This window comes from Aurantiacibacter gangjinensis (assembly GCF_001886695.1).
GTDB classification, from domain to species: Bacteria; Pseudomonadota; Alphaproteobacteria; order Sphingomonadales; family Sphingomonadaceae; genus Alteraurantiacibacter; species Alteraurantiacibacter gangjinensis.
Genome location: NZ_CP018097.1, coordinates 2216401 through 2230143, shown reverse-complemented (window position 1 = coordinate 2230143; position 13743 = coordinate 2216401). Strand labels below are relative to the sequence as shown.

Sequence of the window (13743 nt, the reverse complement as noted above, 5' to 3'; positions counted from 1 at the left end):
TTCGCCGTTTCAAACGGGCCACATGGGCTTTAAATCCATATGAGTGCAGCCGCACAGGATCGGGACTCCGCCAAGCTGAAACTCGCCGCAGGTGCCATCGGCATCGTGTTCGGCGATATCGGCACGTCCCCGCTTTACGCCTTTCGCGAAACCTTTCGCGGTGCGCACACGCTGCCGATCGACGATTTGCACATTCTCGGCGTGGTCAGCCTGATCTTCTGGTCGATGACGCTGGTCGTCGCGATCCAGTATGTCACCATCCTGATGCGGGCGGACAATAACGGGCAGGGCGGCAGCCTGGCGCTGGTCGCGCTGCTTTCGCGCACGCTGGACAAGAGCAAGTTCGGCTGGCTGGTCGTGCTGCTGGGCGTTTTCGCAACGGCGCTGTTCTACGGCGACAGCATGATCACGCCCGCCATTTCCGTGCTCTCGGCAGTGGAGGGGCTGACCGTGGTGGACCGCGGATTGCAGCCCTACGTCATCCCCATCGCATTGGTGCTGCTGGTCGGCCTGTTTGTGCTGCAACAGCGCGGTACGGCGAAAGTTGGCGCGATGTTTGCGCCAGTGATGATGATCTACTTCACTGTGATCGCGGTGCTGGGCATCGGGCAGATCTGGAACACGCCGGAAATTCTGTGGGCGCTGAACCCGTGGTACGCCGTGCAGTTCTTCATCACCGATGGCTGGTTCGCCTTCCTTGCCCTCGGCTCGGTCGTCCTGGCGGTGACCGGAGCAGAGGCCCTTTATTCGGACATGGGCCATTTCGGTCGCGGCCCGATGCGGTTGAGCTGGTTCGGCTTCGTGATGCCGTGCTTGGTGCTGAACTACTTCGGCCAAGGCGCCATGATTATGGGCCTGCCCGAGCCGCTGGCCGAAGAAGCGATCATGAGCCCGTTCTTCTTCCTCGCGGATGAAGCCTATCGCTTGCCGCTGGTTATCCTTGCCACTTGCGCCACCTTCATCGCCAGCCAGGCAGTGATCTCCGGCGCGTTCAGCATCACCCACCAGGCAATCCAGCTCGGCTTCGTGCCGCGCCTGTCGATCCGCCACACATCGGACGAACATTCCGGCCAGATCTACATTCCCAGCATCAACTGGGCGCTGATGGTGGCGGTCATCATCCTCGTGCTGACCTTCCAGAACTCGTCGAACCTCGCATCGGCCTATGGCATCGCGGTGACGGGCGCCGTTACCATCGACACGCTGCTGATGGCGGTGCTGTTCATCGGCGTGTGGAAATGGCCGCGATGGATCGCCATTCCTGTGGTGCTGGTCTTCCTGATCGTGGATGGTGCCTATTTCGCGGCGAACCTGACCAAGGTGCCCGATGGGGGATGGTTCCCGCTGATGGTGGGCGCCATCGCGTTCACTCTGCTGACGACATGGGCGCGCGGGCGAAAGCTGATGCGCGGGCGGATGACGGAAGCGGGGCTGCCGCTCGATATCTTTGCCAAATCCGCCAGGTCCAGCACGGCGCGCGTGCCGGGCACGGCGATTTTCATGAACTCCGGCAGCAAGGGTACGCCCTCCGCGCTGCTGCACAATATCAAGCACAACAAGGTTCTGCATGAACGGGTCGTCGTGCTGACGGTCAACATCCGCGATGTGCCCTATGTCGACGAGGTCGACCGATGTAGCATCGAAGAGCTTGGGGACGGCTTCTTCCGCGTGATCCTGAACTATGGCTTCATGCAGGAAACCGATGTGCCTGCCGCACTGCAACGCCGCGAAATGTGCGGCGGTCCGTTCGACATGATGCAGACCAGCTTCTTCCTCAGCCGGCAGACGCTGCTGGCAGCGGACAATCCCGGCATGGCCGTATGGCGCGAGAAGCTGTTTGCGTGGATGATGCGCAACGCGGCGACGCCGATGGAGTTCTTCCGCCTACCCACCAACCGCGTGGTCGAGCTGGGCAGCCAGGTGGAAATCTGATCCCACGCGTCTGCCGCTTGACAAAGTTGACATCGTGACGATGCCGTATTTCGCCGCAAAAGCGTTCTTCGCCAGCAGGTTAAACGCCGAAAGCGAAGTTGACACTTTGCCGAGAAATTTGAACTGCCGAAAGTGATCCATGCGCGCAGCCATGGTCGCTCCCCAGCTATGTAGGACAGCGATTTAGGGGCTGATCGTAGTCGGGACTTTCGCTTCCGCCTCTCGCTCCAGCAATTCCTCGCGTGTAAACTCGCGGCGCATTTCAAACCTGCCATCCAGATCCAGCAGGCTCCACATGCCTCGGATTGTCATGCCATCATCCTGCACGCTGCCGACGTAATCCACCGGGTTGCTGTAACGAGCCGAAAAGCTGGGCGCATAGACCTTCGTGAAATCCACGCCTGTCCCGCCGCGTGTGCCAACGATGAGGGCTTCCAATGTCTCGCCGCCGATCATGTCCGGTTCCACAATCGTACCAGAGATGTAGCCGCCCTTGTCCTCGATAATCGCGAGAAAGGGCGTGACCGGGCCGAACCCTTGCGGATAGGCATATTCACCGCTCCACTGGCCGGACAAATCTTCTGCGCTCATGCGGTCGGCGGCTCGTCCTTGATGGCTTCTTCGGCCGCGTCTTCGTCATCGGCGACGACAAGGCCATGCCGCATCAGCATTGGCACTTGCGTGAACGTGAAAATGAAGGTGAGCGGCAGGAATAGCCACAGCTTCGCGCCAAGCCACGTCTCGAAACTGACGGTGAAAACCAGCGCGGTGTTAAGCGCGGCAAGCGCGATGAAGAACACACCCCAATTGCGCGAGAGCTTTAGCCAGCCCTCATCGTCCAGCCCCTCGAACGCGGCTTCCAGCAGGATTTTCAGCAGCGACTTGCCTCTGGCATATCCGCCCAGCAGCACGGCGGCGAAGAGAACATAGATGATGGTCGGCTTCCACTGGATGAAACGTTCATCCTGGAAATAGATCGTCAGCGCGCCAAACCCCACGATCATTGCGGTCGAAAGCCACAACATCGGGCTGACCTTGCCTAGCCGGAACTTGCTGATTGCAAGCGCGATAAGCGCCGCGACAATGAACGCGCCCGTGCCGCGAATGACGGCGAGAATTTCGCCCGCCGTGTCTTCGCCCGGACTCTCCGGCGAATACAGCTTGTAAACGAGAAAGAAGATGAGCAGCGGCCCGTAATCTACCGCGACGTTCAGCCAGCCGGACTTCGGTTTGGTTTCGGATTGTGATGTCATTTTTGAAAGAAGAACTCCGCTCGTCCTGAGCTTGTCGAAGGGCTGTCTTTCCTTCTGGCAAGCGCCGGGTCAAAAGTAAAAACGATCCTTCGACAAGCTCAGGATGAGCGGATGCCGATAGCTGAGGATGAGCGGGAAGAGAGGCACCACTCGCAGCTTACGCCACCCCTGCAATCACCCGCGCCACAAGGTCGGGGTCGAAGGGTCGCAGGTCGTCCAGCGTTTCGCCCACGCCGATCGCGTGGATCGGCAGGCCGTATTGCTCCGCCGCCGCCACCAGTACGCCCCCGCGCGCAGTGCCATCGAGCTTCGTCATGATCAGGCCCGTGACGCCCGCCACTTCCTTGAAGATTTCGATCTGGCTCAGCGCGTTCTGGCCATTGGTCGCGTCGAGCACCAGGATCACATCGTGCGGCGCTTCCGGGTTGAGGCGGCCCAGGACCTTCCGGATCTTGGCAAGCTCGTCCATCAGCTCGCGCTTGTTCTGCAGGCGCCCCGCCGTGTCCACGATCAGCGCATCTGTGCCGATCTCGGTCGCCTTCTTCACCCCGTCGAAGACGATGGCGGACGGGTCGCCTCCTTCGGGTCCGGTGATGATGGGCGCGCCGATACGCTCGGCCCAGATTTTCAGCTGGCCGATGGCCGCCGCGCGGAACGTGTCGCCCGCGGCCAGCATGACCTCGTAATCGTCTTCCTGCAGCCAATGGCCGAGCTTGGCGATGGTGGTGGTCTTGCCGCTGCCATTCACGCCGATTACCAGGATGACCTGCGGGCGCGGGAAGGCGACGATGTCCAGCGGCACGGCAACGGGGCGCAGGATGGCGGCGATTTCTTCGGCCACCGCTTCCTTCAGCTCACGCTCGGTAATGGTCAGGCCGAAGCGCTTTTCCGCCAGCTTGGCGCGGATTCGGGCCGCTGCCGACGGGCCGAGGTCCGACATAATGAGCGCATCTTCGACATCGTCGAGCGTCGCATCGTCCAGCTTGGCGGTGGAGACGACGCTGAGGTTTTCGGACAGGCGGTCCGATGTCTTGCGGAAACCGCCGAAGAGCTTGTCGGACCAGCTGGGTTCGCTCACTTGAGTAGGCCTTCCTCGACGCGGCTGGGCGTGACGGTAACGATGGTGCCGGCGGGCGTGCCTTCGGGCACGTCTACGCGGGCGAAAGCTGGTGAATAGCCGGTGCCATCCTTTTCCGTAAGCACGCGTTGCGGCGTGCCCACAAGTGTGTCGAGCCATTCGCTGCGAACGCGCGCAACGGCGGCGCGCAATTCGGCCGCACGCGCCTTGATCAGCGGCTTGTCCAGCTGCGGCATCCGCGCGGCGGGCGTGTTCGGGCGCGGCGAGTATGGGAAGATATGGCCGTGCACGATTTGCAGCTCGTCGATGATCGAGAGATTATCGGCATGATGCGCGCAGGTTTCGGTCGGAAAACCGGCGATGAGGTCGGCCCCGATGGCGATATCGGTGCGGCGCGCTTTCAGCCTCTGCACAAGGTCGATGGCATCAGCGCGGAGGTGGCGGCGCTTCATGCGCTTCAGGATCAGGTCGCTGCCATGCTGCATGGAGAGGTGGAGGTGCGGCATTACCCGCTCTTCCGAAGCGAACAGCTCGAACAGCAGCGGGTCGATTTCCACCCCGTCGAGCGAGGACATGCGCAGGCGCTGCAATTGCGGGAAAGCGTCCAGCACGGCGCGCACCAGTTCGCCCAGCGGCGGCGAGCCGGGCAGGTCGTGCCCCCAGCTGGTGACGTCGACGCCGGTCAGCACGACTTCGGGCGCGCCTTGACCCAGATGCCGCTCCACCTCGCGCAGCACCTGCGCAATGCTCAGCGAGCGACTGGTCCCTCGGCCCTGCGGGATGACGCAGAAGGTGCAGGCATGGTCGCAGCCATTCTGCACGGCGACGAAAGCGCGGGTATGTGCGGTTGCGAGTCCCAGCGCAGGCTGGGACCTTCCGCCAGTTTGAACGAGGTCCCAGCCTTCGCTGGGACTCAGATTGTAGCGACGCGCATCCAGCTTTTGCGTATTGGGCACCAGCCCGTCCACTTCGGGCATGGCAGCCAGCTGGTCGCGCTCGATATCGGCAGCGCATCCAGTAACGAGCAGACGCGCGTCGGGGCGGTCCTTGCGCGCGCGACGGATCGCCTGCCGCGTCTGGCGCACGGCTTCCGTGGTGACCGCGCAACTATTGATGACGACGACATCATCCTCGCCCGCCACCAGCGCAGCTATCCCTTCGCTTTCGGCGATGTTGAGACGGCAGCCGAGCGAGATGACCTGCGCGCCGCTCATGCGTAATCGTCCCAGAGGAAAGACCCGCGAAAGGCTTCGGTCGCGGGGCCGGTCATGGTGATGCGATTGTCGTCGCTCCAGGCAATCGACAGCGGGCCGCCTGGCAGGTGAACGGTGACATCGCGGTCCGTCAGCCCGCGGCGCATGGCGGCGACCGCGGTGGCGCAGGCGCCGGTGCCGCAGGCGCGGGTGAGGCCGGCGCCGCGCTCCCACACTTGCAGCTTGATGGTCTGCCGGTCCAACACCTTGGCGACATTTACGTTGATGCGTTCGGGAAACACCGGGTCGTTTTCGATGTCCGGACCGATCGAGTACAGGCCCACAGCGTCTTTCTCGTCGACGAAGAAAACGACGTGCGGGTTGCCTACATTTACAGCGACCGGGTTCGCCAATCCGTGCCAAGCCAGCGGCAAGGACAATGTATCCATCGCATAGGCCAACGGGATGGCTTCCCAGTCGAAGCGCGGCTCTCCCATATCAACCGCTATCCCGGCGTCGTTGGCGCGCGTCTGAATTGTGCCGCCCGCCGTGGCGATAGTCGCGTCGCCGCCCGCCAGAAGACCGACCGCGCGAGCGGCGTTACCGCACGCTCCCACTTCGCCGCCATCGTGATTGAATATGCGCATGGTGAAATCGGCCTGGTCGCTCGGTTCGAGCAGGATCAGTTGATCGCAGCCAATACCCTCGCGCCGATCAGCCAGCTTAGCTGCAATGATGGGCGTCATCGCAGCGGGCAGGGCGGTTTCGCGCGCGTCCAGCACGACGAAATCGTTGCCAAGCCCGTGCATCTTGATGAAATCGGTCCGCATGGCGGCGACTTAGGGGCGTTGCGGGCGCACCGCAATGGTCAGCGGGGCAGGCAGCCTAGCCCACGCTCACGCGCGGCAATTCCTCAAAGGCCAGTTCCTCGTCCTGCGAACTGCGCAGCAGGCCCAGGGATGCGAGCAAAGCGCGTGTGGCCTTGACATCCGCGGGCTCGCCATACAGAAAGCCCTGGCCTTTCATCTCACCTAGCGATTGCAGGTAGGAAAGGATTTCATTGCTCACCACGCCTTCCGCCGTCACCGGCAGGGCAAGGCTCTTGCCCAGCGACACGATGGCTTCCACCAGTTCCCGCCCACGGCCATCGGTGGCGAGTTCGGATACGAAGCTGCGATCGATCTTCATGCGGTCGAAAGGCAGCGTGCGCAGTTGCGACAGGCTGGAATAGCCCGTGCCGAAATCATCGAGCGCAATGCGGATGCCCTGGTTCTTGAGGCTGGTAACGATGGAGCGCACGGTGCTCACATTCTCGTGCAGGCAGCTTTCGGTAATCTCGATTTCCAGCCTTGCGGGCGGGAATCCGGTTTCCACCAGCAGTTGCAGCAGCTTTTGCGCAAACCATGGATCGCGCAGCTGTACCGGCGAGACGTTGACCGAGAGAGTAAGGCTGGCATCCCAATCGACAGCGTCGAGCAGCGCCTTGCGCATGAGCTTTTCGGAAAGCTCGCTGATAAGGTCGATTTCCTCGGCCACCGGGATGAAAATGTCCGGGCTGACCATGCCGTATCGCGGGCTGTCCCAGCGGGCGAGCATTTCGAAACCGGCCAGCTCGCCTGTGCCGATATCGACCTGCTGTTCATAGAAGGGCACGAATTCATCATTCGCGACGGCGGCGCGGATATTCGCTTCCAGCTCGTTGCGATAGCGCAGCTCGTCTTCCATTTCGGCGGCGAACCAGTGCGCGCGGTTACGGCCCTGCTTCTTCGCATGATACATGGCGATATCGGCGCGGTGGATCAGCGTCTCCGGCGTCACATCGTTGTCGTCGGCCCTGTCTGCGTCGCTCCGTGTGATACCGATAGAAACGGTCGCTTCGACACTGGTATTGTCGGTAAGAACGGGCCGCGATGCCTGCGCGATCATAGCGGCGACGCGGTTGTCGATATGCTCGAGAGAATTTTGCGGACCGGCAAAGGCGCATACGAACTCGTCGCCGCCAACGCGCACGATCACACTGTCGGCGGGCAGGGCCGTTTCCAGCCTGCGGCCGATGGTGGACAGCACGAGGTCGCCGACCTTGTGTCCGTGCACATCATTGATCTGTTTGAAATTGTCGAGGTCGATCATCAGCACGACCAGTTCCTGCCCGCGCGTGGCAAGGCGCTGGCGCAGCGCTTCGATAGCGGCAGGGCCGCTGCGGCGATTGAGGCAACCGGTCAGCGCATCACGCTCCGCCAGTTCGCGCGCCTGCTGTTCGGCAGCGAAGCGCTCCCTGATTTCGCGGCGCAGATCGTTGTAACGGCGCCAGCCAAAAATCAGCAGGGCGATGTTGAGGAGAAGGGCGTTGGTAAGAAAGAGGTCGGGCGCTTTCCCGCCATTGAGCAGCGCACCGACAGCCTGCGGCAATGCGGAGCCGCCTGTTCCGATGAAAAGGATGATAGCCGCAATGGCAATGCCCAGCGCGATCACATCGCGTTCGGCGGCGTCCAATCCCCGGCCCTTGAGGCCATCAGCGCTGTCCATGTCCTGCTTCAAAGAATGAAGCCCCCATTTCCGATAGGGTCTTTTCCGTCAACAAGTTCAACATTGTGTTAATTGCCCGAATTGCGGCAGCGCGCTAGGCGAAAGCCGACAGAAACAGGAGTGCCCTTTGCCAAATCACTGGCTGATAAAATCCGAACCGTTCAAGTATTCGTGGGACCAGCTGGTCAAGGACGGCGAGACGATCTGGGACGGTGTGCGCAACCACCGCGCGGCGAACAATCTGAAGGCCATGGAGAAGGGAGACCAGTGCTTCTTCTACCATTCCAACAAGGGGCTGGAGATTGTCGGCATCGCCGAAGTGAGCGAGGCAGGGCTGGTCGATCCCACCGACCCCGAGGGCAAGTGGCCTACCGTGAAGGTGAAGCCCGTGCGGCCTCTGGAGAACTTCGTGACGCTGAAGGCGATCAAGGCCAATCCCGATCTAGAAGGCATCGAACTGGTTCGCTTGTCACGCCTGTCTGTGGCGGAAATAAGACCGGACGAATGGGCCAAAATCATAAAGATGTCAGAGGGCTAAATCGGAACTTCGCGCATGGCGATCCGTTGGTTGTGTATTGCGGCGCGGCATTCGCGCCAATACAACCGACAGGAGCATCATCATGGGTGAACTTACCGAAAAGATCAAAGGCAACGCCAACGAAGCCACGGGCAATCTGAAGCAGAAGTCGGACGATCCTGAAACGCGCGCCGAAGGCAAGAAACAGGAAGCCAAGGGCGAAGCCCAGCAGTTCAAGGGCGAAATGCAGGGTAAGATGGGTAACGACATCTAACCGGCGCTCATTGCGCCTTACAAAAGGCCGCTCCTCTCACCGAGGGGCGGCCTTTTTGCTGGAACATCGCGCCGGGCCGCTCGGTTGTGAGAGGCATACCCCCACCAGGAGACAATCATGAACAGGTTCGACGGCAAGCGCATCCTCATTACCGGCGGCACAAGCGGCTTCGGCCTCGAAGCGGCCAAGATGATCGTCGAGGAAGGCGGCGAGGTCGCCGTGACCGGCACGAGCCAGGACCACCTCGACGAAGCGGGCCGCTCCCTGCCCAAGGGCTCGCTGGTGCTGCGCAACGATGCGAGCGATCCCGAGGCGGCGAAAGACCTTGCCGCAAAGGTGAAAGACCAGATGGACGGTCTCGACGGGCTTTGGCTTAATGCCGGTTACGGCAAATTTGCCGAACCATCCGAGAACGATGCCGAAATGTTCGATCACATGATGAATGTGAATGTGCGCGGGCCGGTGTTGCAGATGGCCGCGCTGATGGACGAGGTGAAGGATGGCGGGTCCGTGCTCTTTACCAGCTCGGTCGCGCCTTATCTCGGCCAGCCTCAGGGCGCAGTATATGCGGCGACGAAAGCGGCCGATCTCGCTCTGTCGCGCTCCTATGCCCGCGCCCTCGCGCCGCGCAATGTTCGCGTGAACGCCGTGGCGCCAGGGCCCATCGACACCAACTTCTTCGAAGGCATGGGCCTCGACGAGGACGAGAAGGAGGACATGATCGACCGCATCAAAAGCTCCGTCGCGCTGGGCCGGATGGGAGAAGCAAAGGAAGTGGCGCAGGTCGCCCTCTTCCTGCTCAGCGATCACGCGAGCTACGTGACCGGTTCGGAGTATTTCGTCGATGGCGGCATGACCATGCGTTGATCGGCGTAGATCGGCAGATTCTTCCCACATTACAAAGCGGCGCTGCCTTTGCGGGTGGCGCCGTTTTTGCGTGGGGAAGACGCACGCAAGACTACCTATCAACCGTCCCGGGTGTGGACAGTCCGTCCCGACGGGGAGCCAAATGGTTAGCAAATCGTTAACCCGGCATCATGAGACGCTCACTTGTCCTCACAACCGAGTCCGCCCGCCACCCGTACCGGGCTTCGCTTCCACCGCACGTTCTGGCCCGTGCCAACGAGATCGAGCCGATGGCTCCGTGGCGCGAGCGCCTGTCGCTCGGCATCACGCGCAAGGATCTGGAAACGGTCGCCGCGACCTACACGGCGGGCTTTCTCGCCACCATGACCTTCATCGCCTGACCACTGTCGCTGCGCCGCTTCAGGCGCAGTTTTAGGCCAGTTCTTCCGTTTCCGCGCGGTAGAGCTTCATGCCCAGCCACGCGGACACCACACACATCGCAGCACTCAGCAGCAACTGCTCGGCAAGCGGCACGCCCGCTTCGCTGAGGCCCAGCGCTAGCAATGCGCCCACCACCATTGCGCCGGAATTGAGGATATTGTTCGCTGCTACCGCGCGGCTGGTCTGCGAGGCGGGCACCTTGGTGGTGAGGAAAGCATAGAGCGGCACCACGAACATGCCGCCGAAGATCGCCACCAGCAGCAAGCTGCCCAGAACGGCCCAGGCAAGCGGGTAAGAGAGGAACTCGCCCACATCCATCAGCTGCTCGTCCACCAGCATGGCGTTCCAGGCGCGGCAGACGAAGTAGAACACGACGACCATCACGCCCATCACGGTTACGCTGAGCGGTGAATAGCGTGCCGACACGCGGCCCTTCAGCAGCATGTTCACCGCCACGGAACCGATGGCGACGCCTATCGAGAAGAAGACGAGAAACAGGCTGGCGACCGCAGGATCGGCCATCAGCACATTCTTGGCGAGCGGGGGGAACTGGATGAACAGCACGGATCCGATGGTCCAGAAAAAGCTGATGGCGATGATGGCGAGAAAAATCTCGCGATTGCCCGCCACGGCCTTGATGATCGTCCATGAGGATGTGACGGGATTGAAATCGATCGGCTCTTTCACCGCGACGGGCGGGGCCGGGGGCACTTGCCGCGACACGGCATAGCCGATCAGCGAGAACACGATGATGCCGATGGCGGCGATTTCCACGCGCTCCGCCAGCAGTCCGGCCAGGATGACCCCTGTCATGATCGCGATGTACGTGCCCGCTTCCACAAGGCCCGTGCCCGCCAGCACCTCGTCCTTGCGAAGATGCTGCGGCAGGATCGCGTATTTGATTGGCCCGAAGAAAGCGGATTGGATGCCGGTGCCGAAGAGGGTCAGCATAAGCAGCGGGATGGCAACCGTATCGACCGCGATATCGTACCACGCCATCATCAGGCCGGCAGCGCCAACGCACATCAAGCCGATTTCCGCCGCCTTGATCCGCCGGATCAACTTTGCCTTGTCGCGCATATCCGCCAATTGCCCGGCAATCGCCGACAACAGGAAGAACGGCAGGATGAACACGCCCGAGGCGAGGCTGGAAAACATCAGTTCCGTGTCGGCAGAGCTGTAGACCGTGTAGACAACGAACAGCACCATCGTCGTTTTGTAGAGATTATCGTTGAAGGCATTCAGCAACTGGGTGCAGAAAAGCGGCAGGAAGCGTCGACGCTTCAGCAAGTGAATGGAGGTGAACATCGGGCCTTCGTAAGAGCGCCCGTCCGGGCTGTCCGGCACCCTCCCTAGCGGCATTTGTCCCAAATGGCAGCAAGTCTTGCGCTTTTTCCTGCGGGCAATTGCGGCTAGGGCGATGCGCACGATGTGGACACTGCCCAATATCCTCACGCTCAGCCGTATCCTGGCACTGCCCTTGCTAGGCTTCCTGCTCTGGTGGCCGGGCTGGGCGCTGGGCTATTACCTTGCCTTCGCGCTTTACTGCCTGATGGGCATTACCGACTATTTCGACGGGATGCTGGCAAGGTCGAGCGGCGCAGTGAGCAAGCTGGGCATCTTCCTCGATCCCATTGCCGACAAGATCATGGTGGCGACCGTGATCCTGGTGCTAGCGGCGCAAGGCCTGTTGCGCGGGCCGGTGGTGGGAGACCTCCATGTGATTGCGGGCCTCATCATCCTCATTCGCGAGATCGCCGTATCGGGCCTGCGCGAATTTCTCGGCGGATTGCAGGTAAGCGTGCCGGTATCGAAACTGGCCAAATGGAAGACCACTTTCCAGCTGGTCGCATTGGGCGCGCTGATCTTGGGCGCGGCGGTGCATGGCCCGCCTTGCGCGTCGCTGGCGGAAGACTGCCGGACGGCAGCCGAACAATGGGTGCGCACAGTCGGCCTCATCAGCCTGTGGGCAGCGGCGGCGCTCACGGTCATCACCGGCTGGGATTACCTGCGTGTCGGCCTGAAGCACATGGATTGATCGCCAGCGCGATGAAAGAAGCCTTGAAGATCGTGGCGCTCTGCGTGCTGGCAGCCATTCTCTACGGCATCGCGCACGACATGGTGACGGCCCATATCGCGCTTGAATATTTCACAATCGCCCATGCCCCCATCCTGCCCGACCCGACAGCGGTGCAGATGGCGCTTATCTGGGGCGTGCTGGCGACATGGTGGGTGGGGCTGATACTTGGCATCATGCTGGCCTTAGCTGCGCGGTCTTTCGGCAGGCCGCCGATCCCGGCATCCGAGCTGCGAAAGCCTGTCGCTGGCGTGATGCTGGTCGCGGCCATCGGGGCGGTTTTGGCGGGAGCGGCAGCGGGCGGGCTTTACGCGCTCGGCGCAATCGATATCAGCCCGTATTGGGCAGAGGAAATCGCGCCCGGACGGCACCAGCGTTTCGTAATCGTGGCGTGGGCCCACACAGCCAGCTACGTTGTAGGCGGCCTAGCCGGCCTCTTCCTCATCGCCCGAACCTGGCGCATCCGCGGCGCTCTCGCTGCGTGACGCCTCGTGATAGGCGATCACCGCGCGGGTGACCGATTGCATCATCTCCATGCGCTCCGGCGTAGGTCGCTCGGTCACGCCGATCATCACCGCAACGGCATAAGGCGTGCTGTCAGGCGCGAAGAGCACGCCGACATCGTTATAGCCTGACTGCATACCGTTCCAGAACTGGCCGGTGCCGGTCTTGTGCGACACGACCCAGCCGTCTTCCCGGCCGCCTTTCAACCGGCGCGGCCCGCTGCGCGTATTGGCCATGATGGTGAGGAAAGTGTCCGCGCCCTCTTCCGACAGCACATCGCCGCGCACGATGGCGGCAAAGGCCTGCGCGATGGCGGCGGCGGATGCGCCGTCCACCGGGTCGGCCAAGTAGCTTTCGAACGCGCGTTTGCGCACGCTGTCGGGCACCTGGTCGCGCGCATCGAAGAAGGTGCTGCCGTAGGAATAGGCATCGCGCCATTCCATACCGGCAATCGCCGCCTGCATAGGCTTTTCGCCCGGACCGAAGCGGATCCCCTCCAGCCCCTGCTCCGCCAGCATGGCGCGGATCGCTTCTGGCCCGCCCACGCGCTGAAGCAGCGCGTTGTTGGCCGTGTTGTCGCTTTGCTGGATGGCCCGCTCGATCAGGTCGGCATGATCGGTGATGACGGCGCCATCGCGCAAGATTTCTTTGCGGATCGGCTGGTGGAACAGCGTCAAATCCTCGCGCGTCACGCGGATCGGTGCATCCAGGTCGAGCTCGCCCGCCTCGGCCATCACCATGGCGGTCAGCGCGACCCATGTCTTGCTGACGCTTTGCTGTGGCAATACAGTGTCGGCATTAAAGCCTGCCTGCCAGTCCTGCTCCACGTCGACGACGGCAATGCCCAGCGATCCGCCGAAATCCTTGCCGATGTCCTGCAATGTGGCTTCCAGCTCCTCGCGCGCTGCAACGATCTGCGCATCGAGTGGCACGGCAGGCTCTTCCTCGGTCACGGGGTCGACCGCTGCCGCGACATCGCCATTGTCCGACGCGACACCGGCGGGCGGCTGGAAGTTCTCCGCTTCACCGCAGGCGGCGAGGGCGAGGGCGGCGCTGAGGGGAAGAATGTATCTTATTGGCTTCACACCCGAATAATGCGCAA

15 protein-coding genes are annotated in these 13743 nt (G+C 62.1%); 7 read left to right on the top strand and 8 right to left on the bottom strand.

Going from position 1 to position 13743, the window contains the following annotated elements; genetic code table 11:
* The first annotated feature begins 39 nt into the window (after nucleotides 1–39).
* Entirely contained in the window at nucleotides 40–1932 is a 1893-nt protein-coding gene (locus BMF35_RS10865) for a potassium transporter Kup (protein ID WP_047005957.1), read from the top strand.
* 183 nt (nucleotides 1933–2115) lie between these two features.
* Here the strand turns inward: BMF35_RS10865 and BMF35_RS10860 are convergent, their stop codons facing one another.
* The 6 genes from BMF35_RS10860 to BMF35_RS10835 form a co-directional block, all read right to left on the bottom strand.
* Nucleotides 2116–2523, bottom strand: coding sequence for a hypothetical protein (locus BMF35_RS10860; RefSeq protein WP_047005956.1), 408 nt, complete (start codon nucleotides 2521–2523; stop codon nucleotides 2116–2118).
* Nucleotides 2520–3185 (bottom strand): inner membrane-spanning protein YciB, encoded by a 666-nt coding sequence (locus BMF35_RS10855; RefSeq protein WP_047005955.1) that lies wholly within the window; start codon nucleotides 3183–3185, stop codon nucleotides 2520–2522. Before BMF35_RS10855 ends, BMF35_RS10860 begins: the two co-directional genes overlap by 4 nt.
* Before the next feature lie 157 nt (nucleotides 3186–3342).
* Nucleotides 3343–4263 carry a signal recognition particle-docking protein FtsY gene (gene ftsY / locus BMF35_RS10850; protein ID WP_047005954.1) on the bottom strand — a complete coding sequence of 307 codons (921 nt, stop codon included), beginning with the start codon at nucleotides 4261–4263 and terminating at the stop codon, nucleotides 3343–3345.
* The gene (gene mtaB / locus BMF35_RS10845) at nucleotides 4260–5477 is read right to left on the bottom strand and encodes a tRNA (N(6)-L-threonylcarbamoyladenosine(37)-C(2))-methylthiotransferase MtaB (protein ID WP_047005953.1); all 1218 of its coding nucleotides are present in this window, start codon (nucleotides 5475–5477) and stop codon (nucleotides 4260–4262) included. The genes ftsY and mtaB overlap by 4 nt, the downstream gene beginning before the upstream one ends.
* Nucleotides 5474–6286, bottom strand: coding sequence for a diaminopimelate epimerase (dapF, locus tag BMF35_RS10840; protein WP_047005952.1), 813 nt, complete (start codon nucleotides 6284–6286; stop codon nucleotides 5474–5476). The genes mtaB and dapF overlap by 4 nt, the downstream gene beginning before the upstream one ends.
* A 55-nt stretch (nucleotides 6287–6341) precedes the next feature.
* A complete protein-coding gene (locus BMF35_RS10835) occupies nucleotides 6342–7982 on the bottom strand; it encodes a putative bifunctional diguanylate cyclase/phosphodiesterase (RefSeq protein ID WP_047005951.1) in 1641 nt (546 codons plus the stop codon).
* A 127-nt stretch (nucleotides 7983–8109) separates the two neighbouring features.
* Here BMF35_RS10835 and BMF35_RS10830 point away from each other — a divergent pair, with 127 nt between their 5' ends.
* The 4 genes from BMF35_RS10830 to BMF35_RS13670 all read left to right on the top strand — a co-directional run bounded on the left by BMF35_RS10830 (nucleotide 8110) and on the right by BMF35_RS13670 (nucleotide 10020).
* Nucleotides 8110–8520: an EVE domain-containing protein gene (locus BMF35_RS10830; protein ID WP_047005950.1), complete on the top strand. Its 411-nt coding sequence runs from the start codon at nucleotides 8110–8112 to the stop codon at nucleotides 8518–8520.
* Nucleotides 8521–8602: 82 nt separating this feature from the next.
* Nucleotides 8603–8773: a CsbD family protein gene (locus tag BMF35_RS10825; RefSeq protein WP_047005949.1), complete on the top strand. Its 171-nt coding sequence runs from the start codon at nucleotides 8603–8605 to the stop codon at nucleotides 8771–8773.
* A gap of 117 nt (nucleotides 8774–8890) precedes the next feature.
* Nucleotides 8891–9640: an SDR family oxidoreductase gene (locus BMF35_RS10820; RefSeq protein ID WP_047005948.1), complete on the top strand. Its 750-nt coding sequence runs from the start codon at nucleotides 8891–8893 to the stop codon at nucleotides 9638–9640.
* A 170-nt stretch (nucleotides 9641–9810) separates the two neighbouring features.
* Entirely contained in the window at nucleotides 9811–10020 is a 210-nt protein-coding gene (locus tag BMF35_RS13670; protein WP_236781521.1) for a hypothetical protein, read from the top strand.
* Between the two features lie 31 nt (nucleotides 10021–10051).
* On the opposite strand, the gene BMF35_RS10815 is transcribed toward BMF35_RS13670, so the two are convergent.
* Entirely contained in the window at nucleotides 10052–11368 is a 1317-nt protein-coding gene (locus BMF35_RS10815) for an MFS transporter (RefSeq protein WP_047006531.1), read from the bottom strand.
* Between the two features lie 121 nt (nucleotides 11369–11489).
* Between BMF35_RS10815 and pgsA the strand changes: the two genes are divergently transcribed.
* Nucleotides 11490–12098 (top strand): CDP-diacylglycerol--glycerol-3-phosphate 3-phosphatidyltransferase, encoded by a 609-nt coding sequence (gene pgsA, locus BMF35_RS10810; protein WP_047006530.1) that lies wholly within the window; start codon nucleotides 11490–11492, stop codon nucleotides 12096–12098.
* Nucleotides 12099–12109: 11 nt separating this feature from the next.
* Nucleotides 12110–12622, top strand: a complete 513-nt coding sequence (locus BMF35_RS10805; RefSeq protein ID WP_047006529.1) for a hypothetical protein — start codon at nucleotides 12110–12112, stop codon at nucleotides 12620–12622.
* Here BMF35_RS10805 and BMF35_RS10800 read toward each other — a convergent pair.
* Complete coding sequence (locus tag BMF35_RS10800) at nucleotides 12563–13726, bottom strand: serine hydrolase (RefSeq protein WP_052765918.1); 1164 nt, start codon at nucleotides 13724–13726, stop codon at nucleotides 12563–12565. The two genes, BMF35_RS10805 and BMF35_RS10800, sit on opposite strands and share 60 nt — an antisense overlap.
* Between the last annotated feature and the right edge of the window lie 17 nt (nucleotides 13727–13743).